This is a genomic window from Flavobacterium aestivum (assembly GCF_026870175.2).
In the GTDB taxonomy this organism is placed as follows: domain Bacteria; phylum Bacteroidota; class Bacteroidia; order Flavobacteriales; family Flavobacteriaceae; genus Flavobacterium; species Flavobacterium aestivum.
Map to the genome: position 1 here is coordinate 2,011,502 of NZ_CP113977.2, position 16,095 is coordinate 2,027,596.

The window sequence follows — 16,095 nt, forward strand, 5'->3', positions numbered from 1 at the left end:
TATTTTGACATCAGTTTTTTGGATTTATAAGAGTGTGGATTTTTTATAATAAAGAGTACATTTGCATTTCAAAAAATATAAATTATGTCGGATACAATAGAAAAAATCAAATGCCTTATTATAGGTTCTGGTCCAGCAGGTTATACTGCGGCCATATACGCAGCTAGAGCCAACATGAATCCTGTTTTGTACCAAGGGATGCAACCAGGTGGTCAATTGACTACTACCAATGAAGTAGAAAACTTTCCAGGTTATGTAGATGGTGTTACTGGTCCGGAAATGATGATACAGTTGCAAAATCAAGCAAAACGTTTTGGTGCCGATATCCGAGATGGTTGGGCAACAAAGGTTGATTTCTCTGGAGACGTTCATAAAGTTTGGATTAATGATACTATAGAATTACACTGTGAAACGGTGATTATTTCTACTGGAGCTTCGGCTAAATACTTGAATATACCGTCTGAGCAACATTATTTAAAAATGGGTGGTGGAGTTTCGGCTTGTGCTGTTTGTGATGGATTCTTTTATAGAAATCAAGAAGTTGTTATTGTTGGAGCAGGGGACTCAGCTTGTGAGGAAGCGCATTATTTGTCTAAATTATGCTCGAAAGTAACAATGTTGGTTCGTAGCGAAAAATTTAGAGCTTCTAAGATTATGGAAGAACGTGTTCGCAAAACCGAAAACATTACCATCTTGATGAATCATGATACTGTAGATGTATTAGGAGACGAGCAAGTGGTTACTGGTGTAAAAGTTAAGAACAAAACCACTGGAGAGATTTTTGATATTCCAGCTACAGGTTTCTTCGTGGCAATTGGTCACCAACCTAACACAGAAATTTTCAAAGAGTATATAACACTGGATGAAACAGGATATATTGTAAATACTCCGGGTACATCAAAAACAAATGTAAATGGTGTATTCGTAGCTGGTGATGCTGCAGATCATGTATACCGCCAAGCAATTACGGCTGCAGGTACGGGTTGTATGGCTGCTCTTGATGCCGAAAGATATTTGGCTTCTATAGAACATGTTCAATTAGAAAAATGTGTGAATTAATTTTTTGAAACCCACATAAAAAAAGTCCCAATTTAGTTGGGACTTTTTTTATGGAAATAAATTAAGGAATTTTTATTTTAATTTCTTGATGAGTTGTGCTTCGCCTAAAAATTTGCGAACCTCAATTTGTGGAGTTCCTAATAAGTTGATTTTTGAACTATCACTGGCGTCAACAATCAATTTTGTTTCGGCTAAAGCATTACAAACTGAATAGCCTTCGGTGGTAATATCAGCATTTTTTATGTTGAATCTACTTCCCGTAAAAACGGTGTTATTGTCTAAACGAATAACGGCATTGGTAGCATCACCTTCTATAGTGGCTACTGATTTTTGATACAGGTCAAAAGCTAAATCTGTTGTAGTAAATAATGCTTTGATTTGTGCATTTTTACTCAATTCTACTTTTGCTTTTTCGGCTTTCAGATTGAGTTCTATTTTTGTTTTGTCATCAGCTTTTAAAGTGAAATTTTTAGAATTCACATTCAAATACAATTTGGCAAAATCAAATGTCGAAAAGGTAATGTCATCTAGCATGACAGCTTCTATTGCATTTACAGTAGTTGAGTTTTTGGCAAGCACTGTTTTTAAATCATTGGTGTATTTTATCCATACCGTTAGTTTCTTGAAAGAGTTGGCTTCTTTGGAGGTATAAATACGAAGCGTTTTTTCTTTGATGTCAAATGAAATGATTTCGTGTAAATTGTCATCAGCTTCAATCTTTATTTCATTCTTAGTGCCTTTCTCTAAGAAAACAGTTAGGTTGTCTTCGATTTCAAGAGCGGTAAAATCACCAATCTCTTTTGGTTTTTCGGTAACGATTTTAGAACCTTTTATTTTTTCTTTGTTTTGACCAATGGCCAAGGTAGTGGTTAGTAGGAATAGTAGAATTGTGTGGGATAGTCTCATTTTATTCAATTAGGTTTTTCTACAAATATAGAAAAAACATTCATTTTTCTTAGAGGATGAAGTCGATGTTTTGAGGATTGTTGTGGTTTGTGTTGGTCTTTAATATTTAAAATTGTGATGGTATTGATTGAACAGTTTTTGTGATTTTTAATATTAAAAATACTGTAAAGATGATTTTTTTGATGTTTTTTCATCTAAAAAAAAATCATCTTTTTAGGTTTATTGAGAGGCATTTCTTGTTTATACGGCTTTATTGCTTACTGTGTTTTTTGAGTGCGATGAACTTTTGTAGCTTTAATGCTATGCTTTTTTACTTTGTGGAATGTGTGGCTTTTAGGTTTTTTCAGGTTATTTATTTGTGAATAATTTACAAAATTGGCTTTTTTTTTATCAGATACAAAATTTACTTTTTTTATTGTTGTTGAAAGTTCTTTTTTTATTGTTTATTGTGTTTTTCTTTGTAAAATAAGATTAATTGGTACGTATTGATAATTTAGTTACTATAAAAATTGTTTTTATTGAATAATTAACAAAATTTTGCGTGTTCTAAATTTAAAAGTAAAATATGAAAAGATTGATTTTTTGTTTTGCCTTTTTGTTGGTTTTGTTAAGTACAACAAAAGCAACATCACAGGTGAAAATTACAGGTATGGTAAAAGAAAATAAGGAAAAGTTGAATCTTCCGGGAGCGATTGTAACTCTGGAAGGTCCTTCTCATGAAATTGTAAAAAAAGACTATGCCGATTTTGATGGTAGTTTCACTTTGAGTGCAGATGTTAAATCGGGAACTATTGTTGTGAATTTTTTTGGTTATGTAATTAAAAAAATACCGTTTACTGTTAAAGACGCTCCAGTAATCGATTTAGGTATAATCTATCTAGTTGAAAGTGGATCAATAGTTAAGGATTTGAAAGCAAAATCATCTAGTATTGATATCGCAAAAGACAGAAAGACTCCTATTGCTTCCTCTACAATTAGAGGGTTTGAATTGAAAGAGCGTATCGGGAATAAAGACTTTGTTGAAGTTACAAGCAATATTCCAGGGGTGTACACTTCAAAAAGTAATGGTAGTTTTTCTGAATCGAATATGTTTATTCGTGGGTATAAACAAGACAACATGGCATTAATGGTTGATGGTATTCCGCTTTCTGATGTAGAAACGGGTAATATTGACTGGTCTGGATTAATGTCAATCAACGATGCGGTAAGTTCAGTTCAGTTACAACGCGGATTGGGAGCTTCTAAATTAGGAAACTCTTCTGTTGCAGGAACAATGAACTTAATTTTAAGAGATTCAGATTCTAAAAGAGGAGGATATGTATTTAATACAGTCGGAAATGATGGTTTCTCAAAATTTGCAGCGTCTCTTTCTACAGGAAGATTAAAGAATGGATTTTCTGCTAACTTATTGTTATCTAATACAAGAGGTGATGGATATGTTAAATCTACAGATTTTGAGGCTTTTTCTTATTTTGTTGCTTTAGGTTTTGCCAAAGGAAAGCATGATTTTCAAGTAAAAGTATTTGGTTCTCCACAATGGCACAATCAGAGAAGTTCTCGAATTGCTATTTCTAGTTATCCAGGGTACAATACAAACGATATTGACCGAAAATACAATCCTAATTGGGGATATTTGAATGGTGAAAAATCAAGTACCAGCACGAATTATGGTCACACTCCTCTAGGTATATTAGAATGGAACTGGAATCTTACTAAAGATACCCAGTTGTCTACAAAGTTATACGGATCTACAGGTACTAAGGGACAAACTCTACTTGCAGGAGGAATACAAGGAGATAGTTTTTATTTGGATAATAATGGTCAAATGGATCTTGATTTTATCTCAAAATACAACAGCGGTGTTCCGGCTAACTACAATGGTGTAGAATATACCAGAATGGCTCAGCCTACAGGAGGGTTTATTAACTCGCTTAATGATGGATATAATTATGATTCTATGGACAACACTACAGGTGTTACACTAGTATCAGAAATAAGTAATAATACCTTTTACGGAGGTATCATGAACTTAAAATCGGATTTAACTAAGAACATAACTTTCAATGTGGGTATCGATGGAAGAAGTTCTGTGTTGAATAAAACAAAATACGTAAATAACCTTTATGGTGCTGACGGTTATGCTTTCAACAGAAAGAATATGACTGATTATACGAGTGAAACTTTTAAAGCAAAACCATCGTACAATATTTTTGATTTAAAAAACGAAGGTGTTTCTGTAGATTACAACTATGATGCTATACTTAAGTATTTAGATGCCTACGCTCAACTAGAATACAGCATAGGGAAATTAAACGTTTTTGGTCAGGCAGGTTTCAACCGTGAGTTTATTGAGCGTGTAGATTATAAACCTCTTGGAGCTCCTGTAGCTGTATCTACTGGAGTTAAAGAAGCAGACGGTTACAGTGCTAAGCTTGGAGTTAATTATAATATTACACATAAACAAAATATTTGGGCGAATATGGGAACGGTTTCTAAGCCTCCTGTTTTTGTAACGGTTTATAGTGGATTGAATAATTTTATTAATCCGGAGATTGTAAACGAAAAATTTGAATCGTTTGAGATAGGATATGGTTTCCGTTCAAGGTATTTTACTTTCAATACCAATGTATATTTGTCGAAACATAAAAATGCAGAGATTCCGTATTATACACCAACTCTTGGAAACTTCGGAACAACTTCTGGTATAAACAGAGCACACAGAGGAGTTGAACTTGATTTTACAGCACCATTGTTTTCTAAGTTTATGCTAAAAGGATTTTTCTCTTACGGAAACTGTGTATATGATACCAATACTGAATATAAATCTTTTAATACTACAACTCAAACCTTTGATAGATCAGTATTGTTAACAGATGGAATTAAAGTTGGTGGTGCGCCACAATTAATGACTGGTATTGGAGCTGCTTATTCATTGTTTGATAAATTTACTTTTGGATCAAATGTAAAATACTTTGATGATTTCTATTCTACAGCCGATTTAGAAAAGTTTGATCCGATTTTCTATGGTGAAGATGCATATAAAGAAACTATTAAATTACCTAGTTTTGCTGTAATGGATGCTTTTGTTTCATATCGTTTACTTATGAACAAAGGAGCTCAAGCATTAGATCTTCGTTTTAATATGGACAATATCTTAAATAGATTATACATTACCGAATCTAATTCTAGTATTAGAAAATCAGATTATGTTAATAGTTATAATTTAAATGAGGGTACTTACGAAAGTACTAACAAAATTTATAAAGGATTGGCAGATGGTAATAATGCCTATTTTGGTTTTGGAAGAACTTGGAACTTCACAGTTCGTTATGAATTCTAATTTATCGTAATTAAAATCTTAAAAAAGGTTGTCTCGCTTGAGACAGCCTTTTTAAATATTAGTTACTAATCAAACGTATATATTGTGTTTTATAAACATGTATAATTGGCGACAGGCAAAAAGAGTTAAGTTGCCACTAGATTAGTAATGTTATAAAGTAAATAGGTATGTTTATTAAAATTTTGAATAATGATTAAATCTAAAATTGTTTTTTTTGCGGTGTTTTTCCTTTCTTCGCTTTCGGTTGCTTTTGCTCAGAAGGTAGATTTTGGTTCTAATTATATCTCGATGAATCAAACTGAATGGTTGAAATTTGGACCTGATAATTCTTATGATGATGCTTTGAATTTGTTGAATGATGAGGGACAGCCCATTATTTTAATTCGTTTTTTGTCAAGTGTTAATGTTGATTTGCAATCTGAAATAAATCCAGAAGGTATAATATACTATGCAAATGTTAAGTTTTTGTCTTTGAATAAAGAATTCGAAATTCAGGATGATAAAAATAATGTTTTAGCATTGTTGTTTAGGTCTAATGTTGTAAATGTTGATAAGACACTGAATGTTAGCAATGTGAATTCTTTGAAGGGTAAGTTCACTCAACTGTTTTCTAATAAATAATTTTTTTGGAGCGTAAGGGCTGCATGATTTAATTAGAATTTTGGTTTTTATAGATATAAAAAAATCATCCACTTTTGATGGATGATTTTTTTTATTTTAATAGGAAAGTAATATAATTTCCTGATAGAGAACTTTGTTTTTATGATTTTGTAAACAAAAATTCTTGACCATTTACTTTTAAGGTAAATTCGTTTTTGGCTTCGTTAAATTGAACTTCGACTCCATTGCTCTCAGCTACAAATTTGTCTTTGCCAACGTTTTGAAAAGAGATAGGAGGACTTTGGCCATCTGTAGGCGTTCCTATAAGAACTCCATCCTCTTCAGTTACTCTAACTTTTATAGGGATTTGGGTGCTTGAATAATCGCCCAAATAACCATCTAAAGCAACGACAACGACTTTTTCTAATTCACTTTTGCCTGAACTCCAAACATTATTTGCTGTGTTTATATCAGGGAAAACATGATCTGGGTCTAGAGTGATAGTCTCAATTTCTTCGGTAGATGCATATTTAAATTCCCAAGACGTATTGCGTTGCCAAATTTCTACAGGGAGTTGTATACGGCTTAGAGCACCACTTTTGGCCTTGATTTCCATAACTACTGGCATAGCCATTTTTTCTAAGTTTTCGATTGAAATGATAGTTCCCAATTTTGGGTCATTTTTCAAATATTTAATTTTTGTAATTCCTTGGTCTAATTGCCAATTGTTTACAAACCAAGCTCTCCAAAACCAGTTTAAATCTTCTCCGGAAACGTTCTCCATTGTTCGGAAAAAGTCATCAGGTGTTGGATGCTTAAATGCCCAACGTTCTGTGTATGTCCTGAAAGCCTTATCGAAACGTTCTTTTCCTAATACTTGTTCACGCAACACGATTAATCCCGAAGATGGTTTATCATAGGCTAGAATACCTACATTTTTTTCTTTCATTCCGTCTGGAGCTGTCATAATTGGCTCTAATTCTGGGTTGAATAGCGCTTTGGCCATTTTTTGCATGTTTCTTGGACGTGATTTGTATTCACCATTATTAAAATCAACGGAACTTAATGAATTGATAAAAGTATTAAACCCTTCGTCCATCCATGCAAATAAACGTTCGTTAGAACCTACAATCATAGGGAACCAGCCATGGCCAAATTCATGATCGGTAACTGACCATAATTCTTCGCCTTTTGATTTCCAATTGCAAAAAACGATTCCTGGGTATTCCATCCCACCTTCGTTACCAGCCACGTTTGTCGCTGCAGGATAAGGGAATTCAAACCAACGTTTGGAGTAATTTTCAATAGATGATTTAGTGTATTCAGTAGATCGTCCCCAAGCTTCCTGCCCTGAACTTTCAACTGGGTATGCAGAAATAGCCATTGATTTTTTACCGCTTGGCAAATTGATTTTTGCGGCATCTATAATAAATGCCGGTGATGATGCCCATGAAACATCACGCGAGTTTTTGATTTTAAAATGCCAGTTCAAAGTAGGTTTTCCTGTAGGTCTTGAAGCAGCATTGGTCACTTCTTCTGCTGAACGAATCATTACGGTTTTGTCACTTTGTGATGCTGTAGTCCATCTTTTTTGTTGTTCTGGAGTATAAACTTCGGATGGATTTACCAATTCGCCAGAGCAAACTACAATATGATTTGATGGAGCGTTTATGGTTACATCAAAATCGCCATATTCCAGATAGAATTCACCAGCGCCTAGATAAGGCAAGGTATTCCAGCCCTTAACATCATCATAAACGCACATTCTAGGATACCACTGTGCCATGGTAAAGATTTTTCCGTTTTTTGTTTCCAAAACACCCATTCTGTCTGAACCAAAATCTGGTGAAATAAAAGAGAATTCTATTTTAAGTTTTATGGAACCTCCATTTGGGTTTATATCCTGCGGAAGAAAAACCTGCATTCTGGTGTCGTTTATCTCGAATTTTGCTTCTGTTTCAGATGATTTTCCTTTATTAGTAGAAATAACTTTTACTGATTTTATTTTATGACCTCCGTCAAGAATTTGTCCCTTGTCTCCGTTACGGCTTCCTGTTATTGGAATTACAGCTTTACCGCGTGAGTTGTTTTTGAACAAATTTTGATCAAGGTTCATCCATAAAAAAGAAATTTTATCCGGGCTATTGTTGGTGTACGTTAAAATTTCGGTACCAACAATTTCATTGTTTTTTTCATGCAAAGTAGCCAACAATTGATAGTCGGCTTTATTTTGCCAATATTTTATTCCAGGTTGGCCACTGGCTGAATGTGTGTCAGTACCATTTTTGGTATAAAAATTAGGTCCAAAAGCCGCTTGATAGTCATACTGTGATTTTGGTTTAGCTGTTGCTTCAGTACTAGAATGTTCTTGCGCTTGAAGTCCCATTCCGCCTAAAAATAAAGCTATAAAGGTAGCTTTGAATTGATTGTTTTTCATAATTGGATTGATTTTGATTGATAATTTTGTAAATAAATTTATACTTGAGTTAGTAGTTAATTGATGGTTAAAAAAAATGATTTCCAATAAAAAAAAACATTCTTGATTAATGAATGTTTTTTTTTATGACTTAGTCTTGCGCAATGTTTCCTCCGGAATGTTCTTCTTTTTGAATAGATTTTGGAGTACCATGATAGCTAATGTTTCCTCCACTTGAAGCTTCAGCTTTTAAGCTTACAATAGGATGAACCATTAAAGATCCACCGCTAGAGGAACTGGCAGTAACTTCATTAGAGAGTAAGTCGGTTGCATCTATTACGCTCCCACTAGAAGCTGAAGTTTCCAGATGTAGTGCTTTTCCTTTGATGTTTTGATTACTCCCGCTGCTACCATCTAATTGGATCGTTTCATATTCTACATTGGCATCAATAGATGCAGCACTAGATGATGATAAGCTTATACTATTACCTTTTAGTGTTGATTTGCTGGTAATGGTAGAGGCTGATCCAGCTTCAAGTTCTTCGATAACCGGCATTTTTACGATTACTTTTTTTGAAGTAACATTTTTAAAATTGCCAAATTTACATGTGATGACAAGAACTCCATTTTCTACTTTTGTCATAATCTCTTTTTGTAAATTATCATCGGCTTCTACAATGATTTCTGTTTTGCTTGATTGTTCAATAACAAGATCTAATGCATTGTTTATCGATACACTTTTAAAATCACCTTGTACATTTCTATGCTCGGTGGTAACATTTCCGCTTCCTGTTATGGAATTGATCCCACTTATCTGATTGCAAGATCCAAAAAACAATGCTACTAAAGTGATAACAATAAATTTCGTGATTAATGTGATAACTTTTATCATGACTATTGATTTTATTTTGATTGAATAATATCACCAGTTGTAATGGTGTGTGTTGTTCCTTCTTTTTTGGCTGAGCCAAGAATTAAATTATAATTTTTAAAATAGGAGGGAAGACCCTCTGCTTGATGATTAATAGAATTTCGAACCTCAAAATGCAGATGTGGAAAGAATGAACTACCAGAGGCGCCAATGAGCGCAATTTTCTGTCCTTTTTTTACTTTATCACCTACTTTCAATCCAGCTGCGCTTTGATTTTTAAGATGGCCATACATACTATATATATTCTCACCATGTTTTATTACAATGTAATTTCCGTATAAAGCTAATGGTTTATCTTTTAGAGATGGAATATCAAAGGTTTTGTCATCTTTCTGATTCATCTCGATAGCAGTAATTTCTCCATCGGCTACAGCCAAAACATCGGTTCCAAAACCAAACCAGTCCGTGTCATTTTTCCCATTATTAAGATATCTTTTTCCTTCTGGATTAAGCACTACAAAATCATAGGCATATCGCATGAAATTTCCAGTAAATCCCAATTGTTTTATTGGAGTGAATTCATAGTCAAAACGTCTGTGATGAGAATAAAAATCATGTCCGTCGTACACCAGTATTTTGTTTTTTAGCGGCAGAATGAAATCTGTTGCTTGCTCATAATCTCCAGGAATAACTACTTTTTTGATTTCAATACTGTCATTGAAAGTAAACGTATATTCCAGTTTATCGGTCATACTGTTTACATCCGGAAAAGGATTAAAAAGTAGGTTAGTTGAAACACTATTCCATTGAATGTTTGGAATAGTGTTTATACTTGGAGCGGTTCCGTTGTTATCCAAAAACTTTTGTTGTATGAGTTTATTTTGTTTGTCAAAGAGCGACACTTCCAATCGGGTTAATTTTAAACTATCCTTAGATTGGTTTTCAATAATAAAATCAAAATTTAAACTGGATTGTCCTTCGATTTTTTCTTTTAGAGGATGTTCTGGTTTGTATTCAATTTTAATTTTATTTTGAGCATTTGTAACCAGTACGGTTAGACCAAAAACGAGTACAATAAAAGATTGAATGACTTTCATGATTCTTATTCGGTTTTAATAATGATACCGTCTTTGTTAATTTTTAATTCTTTAAAATTCTTTTTGGTTTTAACAACTGAGTCACTTTCTACAGTAACTCCATTTTTGTTAATGGTTACATTGGTTTCATTGTCAGTGTCATCCTCATCGATGTCGTCACCATCTTCATCGTAATCTGTAGGGCAATTTAGGCATTTTATTTTATTTTCCTCTACTCTAAAGACATCGTTGTTTGATTCTGGGTGCCATAAAAAGAAATCGCTATCCGTAATATCATAATGCTCCATAGAGTCATCTGGTTTTAATAATGTTCCTTTTGGTAAGAATACAGTAATTTCAATTTCCTGATCACGGAATTTGTTTTTCAAATCAGTGATTAAATAATTGTCAAAGATTAATTGGTTACCTACAATTTTATAGTTGTATTTAATAGCTTCGGCTCTTTTTTTAGCTTCAGACAATGTTTTTCCTTTGGCTTCTTTTTCAATTTGAATGTAGGCAAATTTCTCTTCAGATTTCGCAATTTTAATGCTCACTTCATTAGAGTAAATGATATCATTATTCAAAGAATCTTGAGTAATCATGAAATTATCTCTGTCATCTACATCTTTGGCAAAATAATCGTTGTGTTTGAATTTAATCACAAGAGTATCCGTTGGTTTTATGTTAAAGGTCTCTTTTTGAACCGATCTGCCATTTATTGCAAAAGCTGTAGCTTGTTTTACTCCAATGGATATCGCAAGTGAAACGGCAATTAACCAAAGGGCTAATAAAGTGTATTTTGCAATATTTCCGATAGATTTCATACTAGGAGCCAATAATTTGAAACCTAATAAAGTCATAAAGAAAAAAGGAATTCCAACAGCTAAAAACATTAATAAACCAAAAGACCAAATTGGATAATCCGTATAGTTCCCTGCTTCTATAAAAGTTTGCCAAGGAAAGTCTATAGGTGAGCTAGTTCCTAAAGTGAAAACCCCAATGAATAGCATAACCAGTACTACCATGCCGCTCATTATTAAAATTACTCCTAAAAATTTGGCAAAAATGGTAAAAACTGTCGAGATAAAATCTCCAAAGCCACTTCCTATTCTTTCAGCTCCGCTTTTTACTTGATTACCAAATTTATCATAGTTAGCATTTTTTAATTTTTCGGAAACACTATCAAATTCTTCACGAACTTTTTTTTCAATGTTTGAAATCGTTACAGGTTCACCGGTCATTTCCAGTTTTTCTGAAGTAGTTATTGCTTCTGGAGTTACAATCCAAAGGATAATGTAAGCTAAAATTCCAGTTCCAAATCCAGCAAAAACAAATATCAAGAACATGATTTTTAACCAAACTGAGTCAATCCCAAAGTAATGTCCTAAACCGGTTGCAACACCACCAATCATTCCGTTTTCTTTGTCACGGTATAATTTTTTTGTGGATCTGTATGTATTAAAGTTGGCATTTGTAGAAGCGTTAGGATTGTCTTCTTCGATGATGTAATCTTCGGGCTGCCCCATTATAGATATTATTTCATCAACTTCTTTAAGAGTGACAACATGTTTTTCGCTTTTTTGTTTTTCTGACAATAATTCAGAAACACGCATTTCGATATCCTTGATGATTTCTTCTTGCCCTGATGATTTAGACAACGATCGTTTGATAGCGTCAAAATAACGGGTTAATTTTTGGTATGCATCTTCATCAATATGGAAGAACATTCCACCTAAATTTATATTTACAGTTTTGTTCATGACTATTATTTTTGGTTGGTTATTAAGTTTACGGCATCAGATAATTCTGTCCAGGTGCCATCTAGTTCTTTTAAAAAGGTATGACCTATCTCGGTCAGACCATAATATTTTCTTGGTGGTCCTGATGTAGACTCTTCCCAACGATAATTGAGTAATCCGTCGTTTTTTAATCGAGTCAGTAGCGGATAAACGGTTCCCTCTACGACCAATAATTTAGCGTTTTTTAAAGTGTCTAATATTTCTGAGGTGTAGGCATCTTTTTCTTTTAAAACAGATAAGATGCAAAACTCAAGAACACCTTTACGCATCTGGGCTTTTGTGTTTTCAATGTTCATAATTCCTTTATTTGATTAGATTTGTTGATTAAACAGTTCATTTTTTGATTGATGATTGATGATGATTGATTCTGTATTATTGGTTATTTCAGAAATGGTATTGTTAGAGGGTAATTGTATTCTTCCCCATTAGACGCTTTGATTGAAGCATAAATGACTAAAAAGAATTCAGCTACTTTCATACAGGCAAATCCAAAAAGCGCTATGGCACCAACTGTTAAAATTCCTATGCTGTTTCCAAAAGCAAAATTCTCAAAAACGATATCATTATTGTTTACAAAATCATTGAATGAAACATTCTTTAAAATAGTAAACAAAAAAGCTGGAATTGCGATCATGGCAAAAATTAAAGAGTAAACTAAAATACTCAATTGAAAATTCAATGCTTGTTTACCATTGTGATCTACAAATTCTGACTTATCTTTTTTTGATGTCCAAATGATAATTGGAAATATATAATTCCCAAAAGGGAAAATATATTGGCTAAAAGTGCTTAAGTGTGTAAAAGCGGCAATGTTTCTTTCGGTTGTAGTTTCCATTTTTTTGATTTTTTGATTTCGTTTTTTGACTGATGATTGATGATAGAAATTAATTAAATGACTTACCTAGTAATTTCTTATACAAATATATGTTCAAAAGAGGGTATCTTGTATCGCATAGTAGTGTATATTAACATAATATTAACAAAACACAGTCATTTTGAAAGAAAATACATATATATTGTTGTTTTTTTATTTTGTTTTGCCTGAATAAAATTAACAAGCTCAAAAAAATAGGATTATTGTTGTTCAATATATAATGTATAGTTTAAAATGTAGTTGCAAGGTTATTATTTAGATCTTGGTAATTAGTAAAGAGTGATTTTGCCTTTGGTACATTATAAAGGAAGGGTCTATATATTAATTATTATTAGGTTAGGTTTTCTGTAAATTTCTAAATGTATTTATGATACAATTTACGCTTCTTGCTAATTACAAATAGTTATTCATTAACTACTGAACTATAGCGCCAAAAGAAAGATATTGAGTTAATTGTTGTTTTTTGTATGTATGCATAGTATTTTTTGTATTTTAGCAAAAAAATAACTCAAATTATGGAATTAACAGTATCTAAGTTCAATAGGTTTATATTTTTCAAATTACCGTCAGCGTTTTTATGTGGCGTTCGGTTAAAACATATTGATGAAAATAAATGTATAGTATCTGTAAAACACCGTTGGATTAATCAAAATCCTTTTAATTCTATGTATTTTGCAGTGCAAGCGATGGCAGCAGAGCTGTCTACAGGAGCCATGGTTATTTATCAAATTCAAAAAAGTGGTCGAAAAATATCAATGCTTGTGGCCAATAATAAATCTAATTTCTCCAAGAAAGCAACGGGAAGAATTACTTTTGTTTGCAACGATGGACATTTAATTGCAGATGCGATTCAGAAAACAATTGCAACTGGTGAAGGACAAACTTTTTGGATGAAATCTATTGGGACCAATGAGCAAGGAGTGCAGGTATCTGAAATGGATTTTGAATGGAGTGTTAAGCTTAAATAAATGATCTAAAATTATAAAAAACAAAAAAAGCTTCGTTGTCTTAAACGAAGCTTTTTTTAATATAAGGCAATAGTGAATTAATAATTAAATAGAAAACAACCTTAAATTTATTCTAGAGAGTTGTATTCTTGAGACGAATAAAAATCTATATCAAAAATAGAAAATCTAAGCCGTAATAATCTTAAAATAATCTTAAAATTGAAATCTTAACATTGCCTGATCCTAAGTGAAAATTGAATTATTAGGAATTAGATTTTAAATATAAAGGTGACAATTTGACATTTTATAAGTTTTGGCAGTACTTTTGCAATCCATAAAAAAGAATAAAAAAGATGTTTAAGAATTTTTTTAAAAATAAAAGTAATATGACTACAGAAAATACAGAATTCGATCAAGAAATAGATGATGTAACTTTAGAGAATAATGCAAATGGTGAGCAACTTATTATTGAAGAATTAAGTGTTGAAGAACAATTGACCCAAGACTTAGCTAAAGAGAAAGATAAGTTTTTGAGATTGTTCGCTGAATTTGAAAATTACAAAAGAAGAACCACAAAAGAGCGAATTGAGTTGTTTAAAACGGCTAATCAAGATGTATTGCTTGCTATGTTACCAGTTTTGGATGATTTTGATAGAGCAATGGTTGAAATCAACAAAGCTGAGGATGAGTTGTTGTCAAAAGGAGTGGAGTTAATCCATGAGAAACTAAAAAACACATTGGTTTCTAAGGGATTAGAGTTGGTGGATGTTAAGGCAGGTGATGCATTCGATGCTGATTTTGCAGAAGCAATTACTCAAATTCCAGCAGCATCAGACGATATGAAAGGAAAAGTTGTTGATGTTCTTGAAAAAGGATACAAATTAGGAGATAAAATTATACGTTTTCCAAAAGTGGTTATTGGTAACTAAAAAAATAAAACACTAAAATAAAAAATTCCAAATTCCAAAATGAAATTGATTTAAAGGACAAAATTGCAGTTCGTTAAATTGGTATTTGGAATTTTAAAAGAAATAGAATTTACTTTTAGTTTTTTTAGAATTTATTTTAATTATGAAAAAAGATTTTTACGAGATATTAGGCATTTCAAAAAGCGCTGATGCTGCTGAAATTAAAAAAGCATACAGAAAAAATGCATTAAAATATCATCCTGACAAAAACCCTGGCGACAAAGAGGCAGAAGAAAAGTTCAAATTGGCCGCAGAAGCTTATGAAATATTAAGCGATCCTGCCAAAAAAGCAAAATACGATCAATATGGTCATCAAGCATTTGATGGTTCAGGAGGCTTTGGCGGAGGTCATGGCGGAATGAATATGGACGATATCTTCAGTCAGTTTGGGGATATTTTCGGAAGCGGTTTTGGTGGTTTTGGCGGAGGCGGAGGCGGAGGTCCTCGTCGCGTAAAAGGAAGCAATTTGCGTATAAAAGTAAAATTGACTCTGGAAGAAATTGCTAATGGTGTTGAGAAAAAAGTAAAAGTAAAACGTAAAGTTCAAGCTGCAGGGGTAACCTACAAAACTTGTTCTACTTGTAATGGTCAAGGACAAGTAATGCGTGTTACCAATACAATCTTGGGTAGAATGCAATCAGCTTCAACCTGTCCAACCTGTGGAGGTTCTGGTCAGATTTTAGATAAAAAACCTTCTAATGCTGACTCTCAAGGTATGGTTGTAGATGACGAAACCGTTTCTATAAAAATTCCTGCAGGGGTGGTAGACGGAATGCAATTGAAAGTTTCCGGTAAAGGAAACGATGCTCCAGGAAATAGTGTGCCAGGAGATTTGATTGTAGTTATTGAAGAAATTGAGCACGAATATTTGAAACGTGAAGGTGAAAATCTTCATTATGATTTATACATCAGTTTCGCCGAAGCGGTTCTAGGAATTTCTAAGGATATTGAGGCTGTAAACGGAAAAGTTAGAATTAAACTGGAAGAAGGAATTCAATCTGGTAAAATTTTAAGATTAAAAGGAAAAGGTATACCAAGCGTTAATGGTTACGGAAGCGGAGATTTATTGGTTCATGTAAATGTTTGGACTCCAAAAACCTTAAACAAAGAACAAAAACAGTTTTTTGAAAAAGCGTTAACGGATGATAATTTCACCCCAAGTCCAGAGAAATCAGACAAATCATTCTTTGAAAAAGTAAAAGATATGTTTTCTTAGCTTTTTTAAAGCATCTAAAA

General features: G+C 32.8%; 13 protein-coding genes. 6 read left to right on the forward strand and 7 right to left on the reverse strand.

The features are described from left to right. The first annotated feature begins 84 nt into the window (after nt 1–84). Nucleotides 85–1,059 carry a thioredoxin-disulfide reductase gene (trxB, locus tag OZP08_RS08695; RefSeq protein WP_268849238.1) on the forward strand — a complete coding sequence of 325 codons (975 nt, stop codon included), beginning with the start codon at nt 85–87 and terminating at the stop codon, nt 1,057–1,059. A gap of 72 nt (nt 1,060–1,131) precedes the next feature. Here the strand turns inward: trxB and OZP08_RS08700 are convergent, their stop codons facing one another. Next, nucleotides 1,132–1,965 (reverse strand): GIN domain-containing protein, encoded by an 834-nt coding sequence (locus tag OZP08_RS08700; RefSeq protein ID WP_268849239.1) that lies wholly within the window; start codon nt 1,963–1,965, stop codon nt 1,132–1,134. A gap of 565 nt (nt 1,966–2,530) precedes the next feature. Between OZP08_RS08700 and OZP08_RS08705 the strand changes: the two genes are divergently transcribed. Together OZP08_RS08705 and OZP08_RS08710 are read left to right on the forward strand one after the other, a co-directional pair. Beyond that, a complete protein-coding gene (locus tag OZP08_RS08705) occupies nt 2,531–5,305 on the forward strand; it encodes a TonB-dependent receptor (RefSeq protein WP_268849240.1) in 2,775 nt (924 codons plus the stop codon). A gap of 189 nt (nt 5,306–5,494) precedes the next feature. Next, nucleotides 5,495–5,926: a hypothetical protein gene (locus OZP08_RS08710; protein ID WP_268849241.1), complete on the forward strand. Its 432-nt coding sequence runs from the start codon at nt 5,495–5,497 to the stop codon at nt 5,924–5,926. A 139-nt stretch (nt 5,927–6,065) separates the two neighbouring features. Here OZP08_RS08710 and OZP08_RS08715 read toward each other — a convergent pair whose 3' ends face one another. From OZP08_RS08715 to OZP08_RS08740, 6 genes are all read right to left on the reverse strand, one after another. Further along, nucleotides 6,066–8,342: a M1 family metallopeptidase gene (locus tag OZP08_RS08715; protein ID WP_281323496.1), complete on the reverse strand. Its 2,277-nt coding sequence runs from the start codon at nt 8,340–8,342 to the stop codon at nt 6,066–6,068. A gap of 130 nt (nt 8,343–8,472) precedes the next feature. After that, nucleotides 8,473–9,213 (reverse strand): head GIN domain-containing protein, encoded by a 741-nt coding sequence (locus tag OZP08_RS08720; RefSeq protein WP_281323497.1) that lies wholly within the window; start codon nt 9,211–9,213, stop codon nt 8,473–8,475. An 11-nt stretch (nt 9,214–9,224) separates the two neighbouring features. Continuing rightward, nucleotides 9,225–10,289: a M23 family metallopeptidase gene (locus tag OZP08_RS08725; RefSeq protein WP_268849244.1), complete on the reverse strand. Its 1,065-nt coding sequence runs from the start codon at nt 10,287–10,289 to the stop codon at nt 9,225–9,227. Between the two features lie 5 nt (nt 10,290–10,294). Beyond that, nucleotides 10,295–12,031: a PspC domain-containing protein gene (locus OZP08_RS08730; protein ID WP_281323498.1), complete on the reverse strand. Its 1,737-nt coding sequence runs from the start codon at nt 12,029–12,031 to the stop codon at nt 10,295–10,297. 5 nt (nt 12,032–12,036) lie between these two features. Then, complete coding sequence (locus tag OZP08_RS08735; protein ID WP_268849245.1) at nt 12,037–12,366, reverse strand: PadR family transcriptional regulator; 330 nt, start codon at nt 12,364–12,366, stop codon at nt 12,037–12,039. Between the two features lie 83 nt (nt 12,367–12,449). Then, a complete protein-coding gene (locus tag OZP08_RS08740; protein ID WP_281323499.1) occupies nt 12,450–12,905 on the reverse strand; it encodes a DUF4870 domain-containing protein in 456 nt (151 codons plus the stop codon). A 554-nt stretch (nt 12,906–13,459) separates the two neighbouring features. Between OZP08_RS08740 and OZP08_RS08745 the strand changes: the two genes are divergently transcribed. The 3 genes from OZP08_RS08745 to dnaJ all read left to right on the forward strand — a co-directional run bounded on the left by OZP08_RS08745 (nt 13,460) and on the right by dnaJ (nt 16,075). Next, a complete protein-coding gene (locus OZP08_RS08745; RefSeq protein ID WP_268849246.1) occupies nt 13,460–13,912 on the forward strand; it encodes a DUF4442 domain-containing protein in 453 nt (150 codons plus the stop codon). A gap of 332 nt (nt 13,913–14,244) precedes the next feature. Then, nucleotides 14,245–14,820, forward strand: a complete 576-nt coding sequence (locus OZP08_RS08750; protein WP_432419633.1) for a nucleotide exchange factor GrpE — start codon at nt 14,245–14,247, stop codon at nt 14,818–14,820. 142 nt (nt 14,821–14,962) lie between these two features. Further along, nucleotides 14,963–16,075, forward strand: a complete 1,113-nt coding sequence (gene dnaJ, locus OZP08_RS08755) for a molecular chaperone DnaJ (RefSeq protein ID WP_268849248.1) — start codon at nt 14,963–14,965, stop codon at nt 16,073–16,075. Nucleotides 16,076–16,095 lie beyond the last annotated feature (20 nt).

Excerpts from the sequence above, each read along its gene's own strand:
- OZP08_RS08730 (WP_281323498.1), bottom strand. The coding sequence starts at position 12,031 with ATGAACAAAACTGTAAATATAAATTTAGGTGGAATGTTCTTCCATATT.
- OZP08_RS08750 (WP_432419633.1), top strand. The coding sequence starts at position 14,245 with ATGTTTAAGAATTTTTTTAAAAATAAAAGTAATATGACTACAGAAAAT.
- OZP08_RS08705 (WP_268849240.1), top strand. The coding sequence starts at position 2,531 with ATGAAAAGATTGATTTTTTGTTTTGCCTTTTTGTTGGTTTTGTTAAGT.
- OZP08_RS08740 (WP_281323499.1), bottom strand. The coding sequence starts at position 12,905 with ATGGAAACTACAACCGAAAGAAACATTGCCGCTTTTACACACTTAAGC.
- OZP08_RS08700 (WP_268849239.1), bottom strand. The coding sequence starts at position 1,965 with ATGAGACTATCCCACACAATTCTACTATTCCTACTAACCACTACCTTG.
- OZP08_RS08710 (WP_268849241.1), top strand. The coding sequence starts at position 5,495 with ATGATTAAATCTAAAATTGTTTTTTTTGCGGTGTTTTTCCTTTCTTCG.
- OZP08_RS08735 (WP_268849245.1), bottom strand. The coding sequence starts at position 12,366 with ATGAACATTGAAAACACAAAAGCCCAGATGCGTAAAGGTGTTCTTGAG.
- OZP08_RS08745 (WP_268849246.1), top strand. The coding sequence starts at position 13,460 with ATGGAATTAACAGTATCTAAGTTCAATAGGTTTATATTTTTCAAATTA.
- OZP08_RS08725 (WP_268849244.1), bottom strand. The coding sequence starts at position 10,289 with ATGAAAGTCATTCAATCTTTTATTGTACTCGTTTTTGGTCTAACCGTA.
- OZP08_RS08715 (WP_281323496.1), bottom strand. The coding sequence starts at position 8,342 with ATGAAAAACAATCAATTCAAAGCTACCTTTATAGCTTTATTTTTAGGC.
- trxB (WP_268849238.1), top strand. The coding sequence starts at position 85 with ATGTCGGATACAATAGAAAAAATCAAATGCCTTATTATAGGTTCTGGT.
- OZP08_RS08720 (WP_281323497.1), bottom strand. The coding sequence starts at position 9,213 with ATGATAAAAGTTATCACATTAATCACGAAATTTATTGTTATCACTTTA.
- dnaJ (WP_268849248.1), top strand. The coding sequence starts at position 14,963 with ATGAAAAAAGATTTTTACGAGATATTAGGCATTTCAAAAAGCGCTGAT.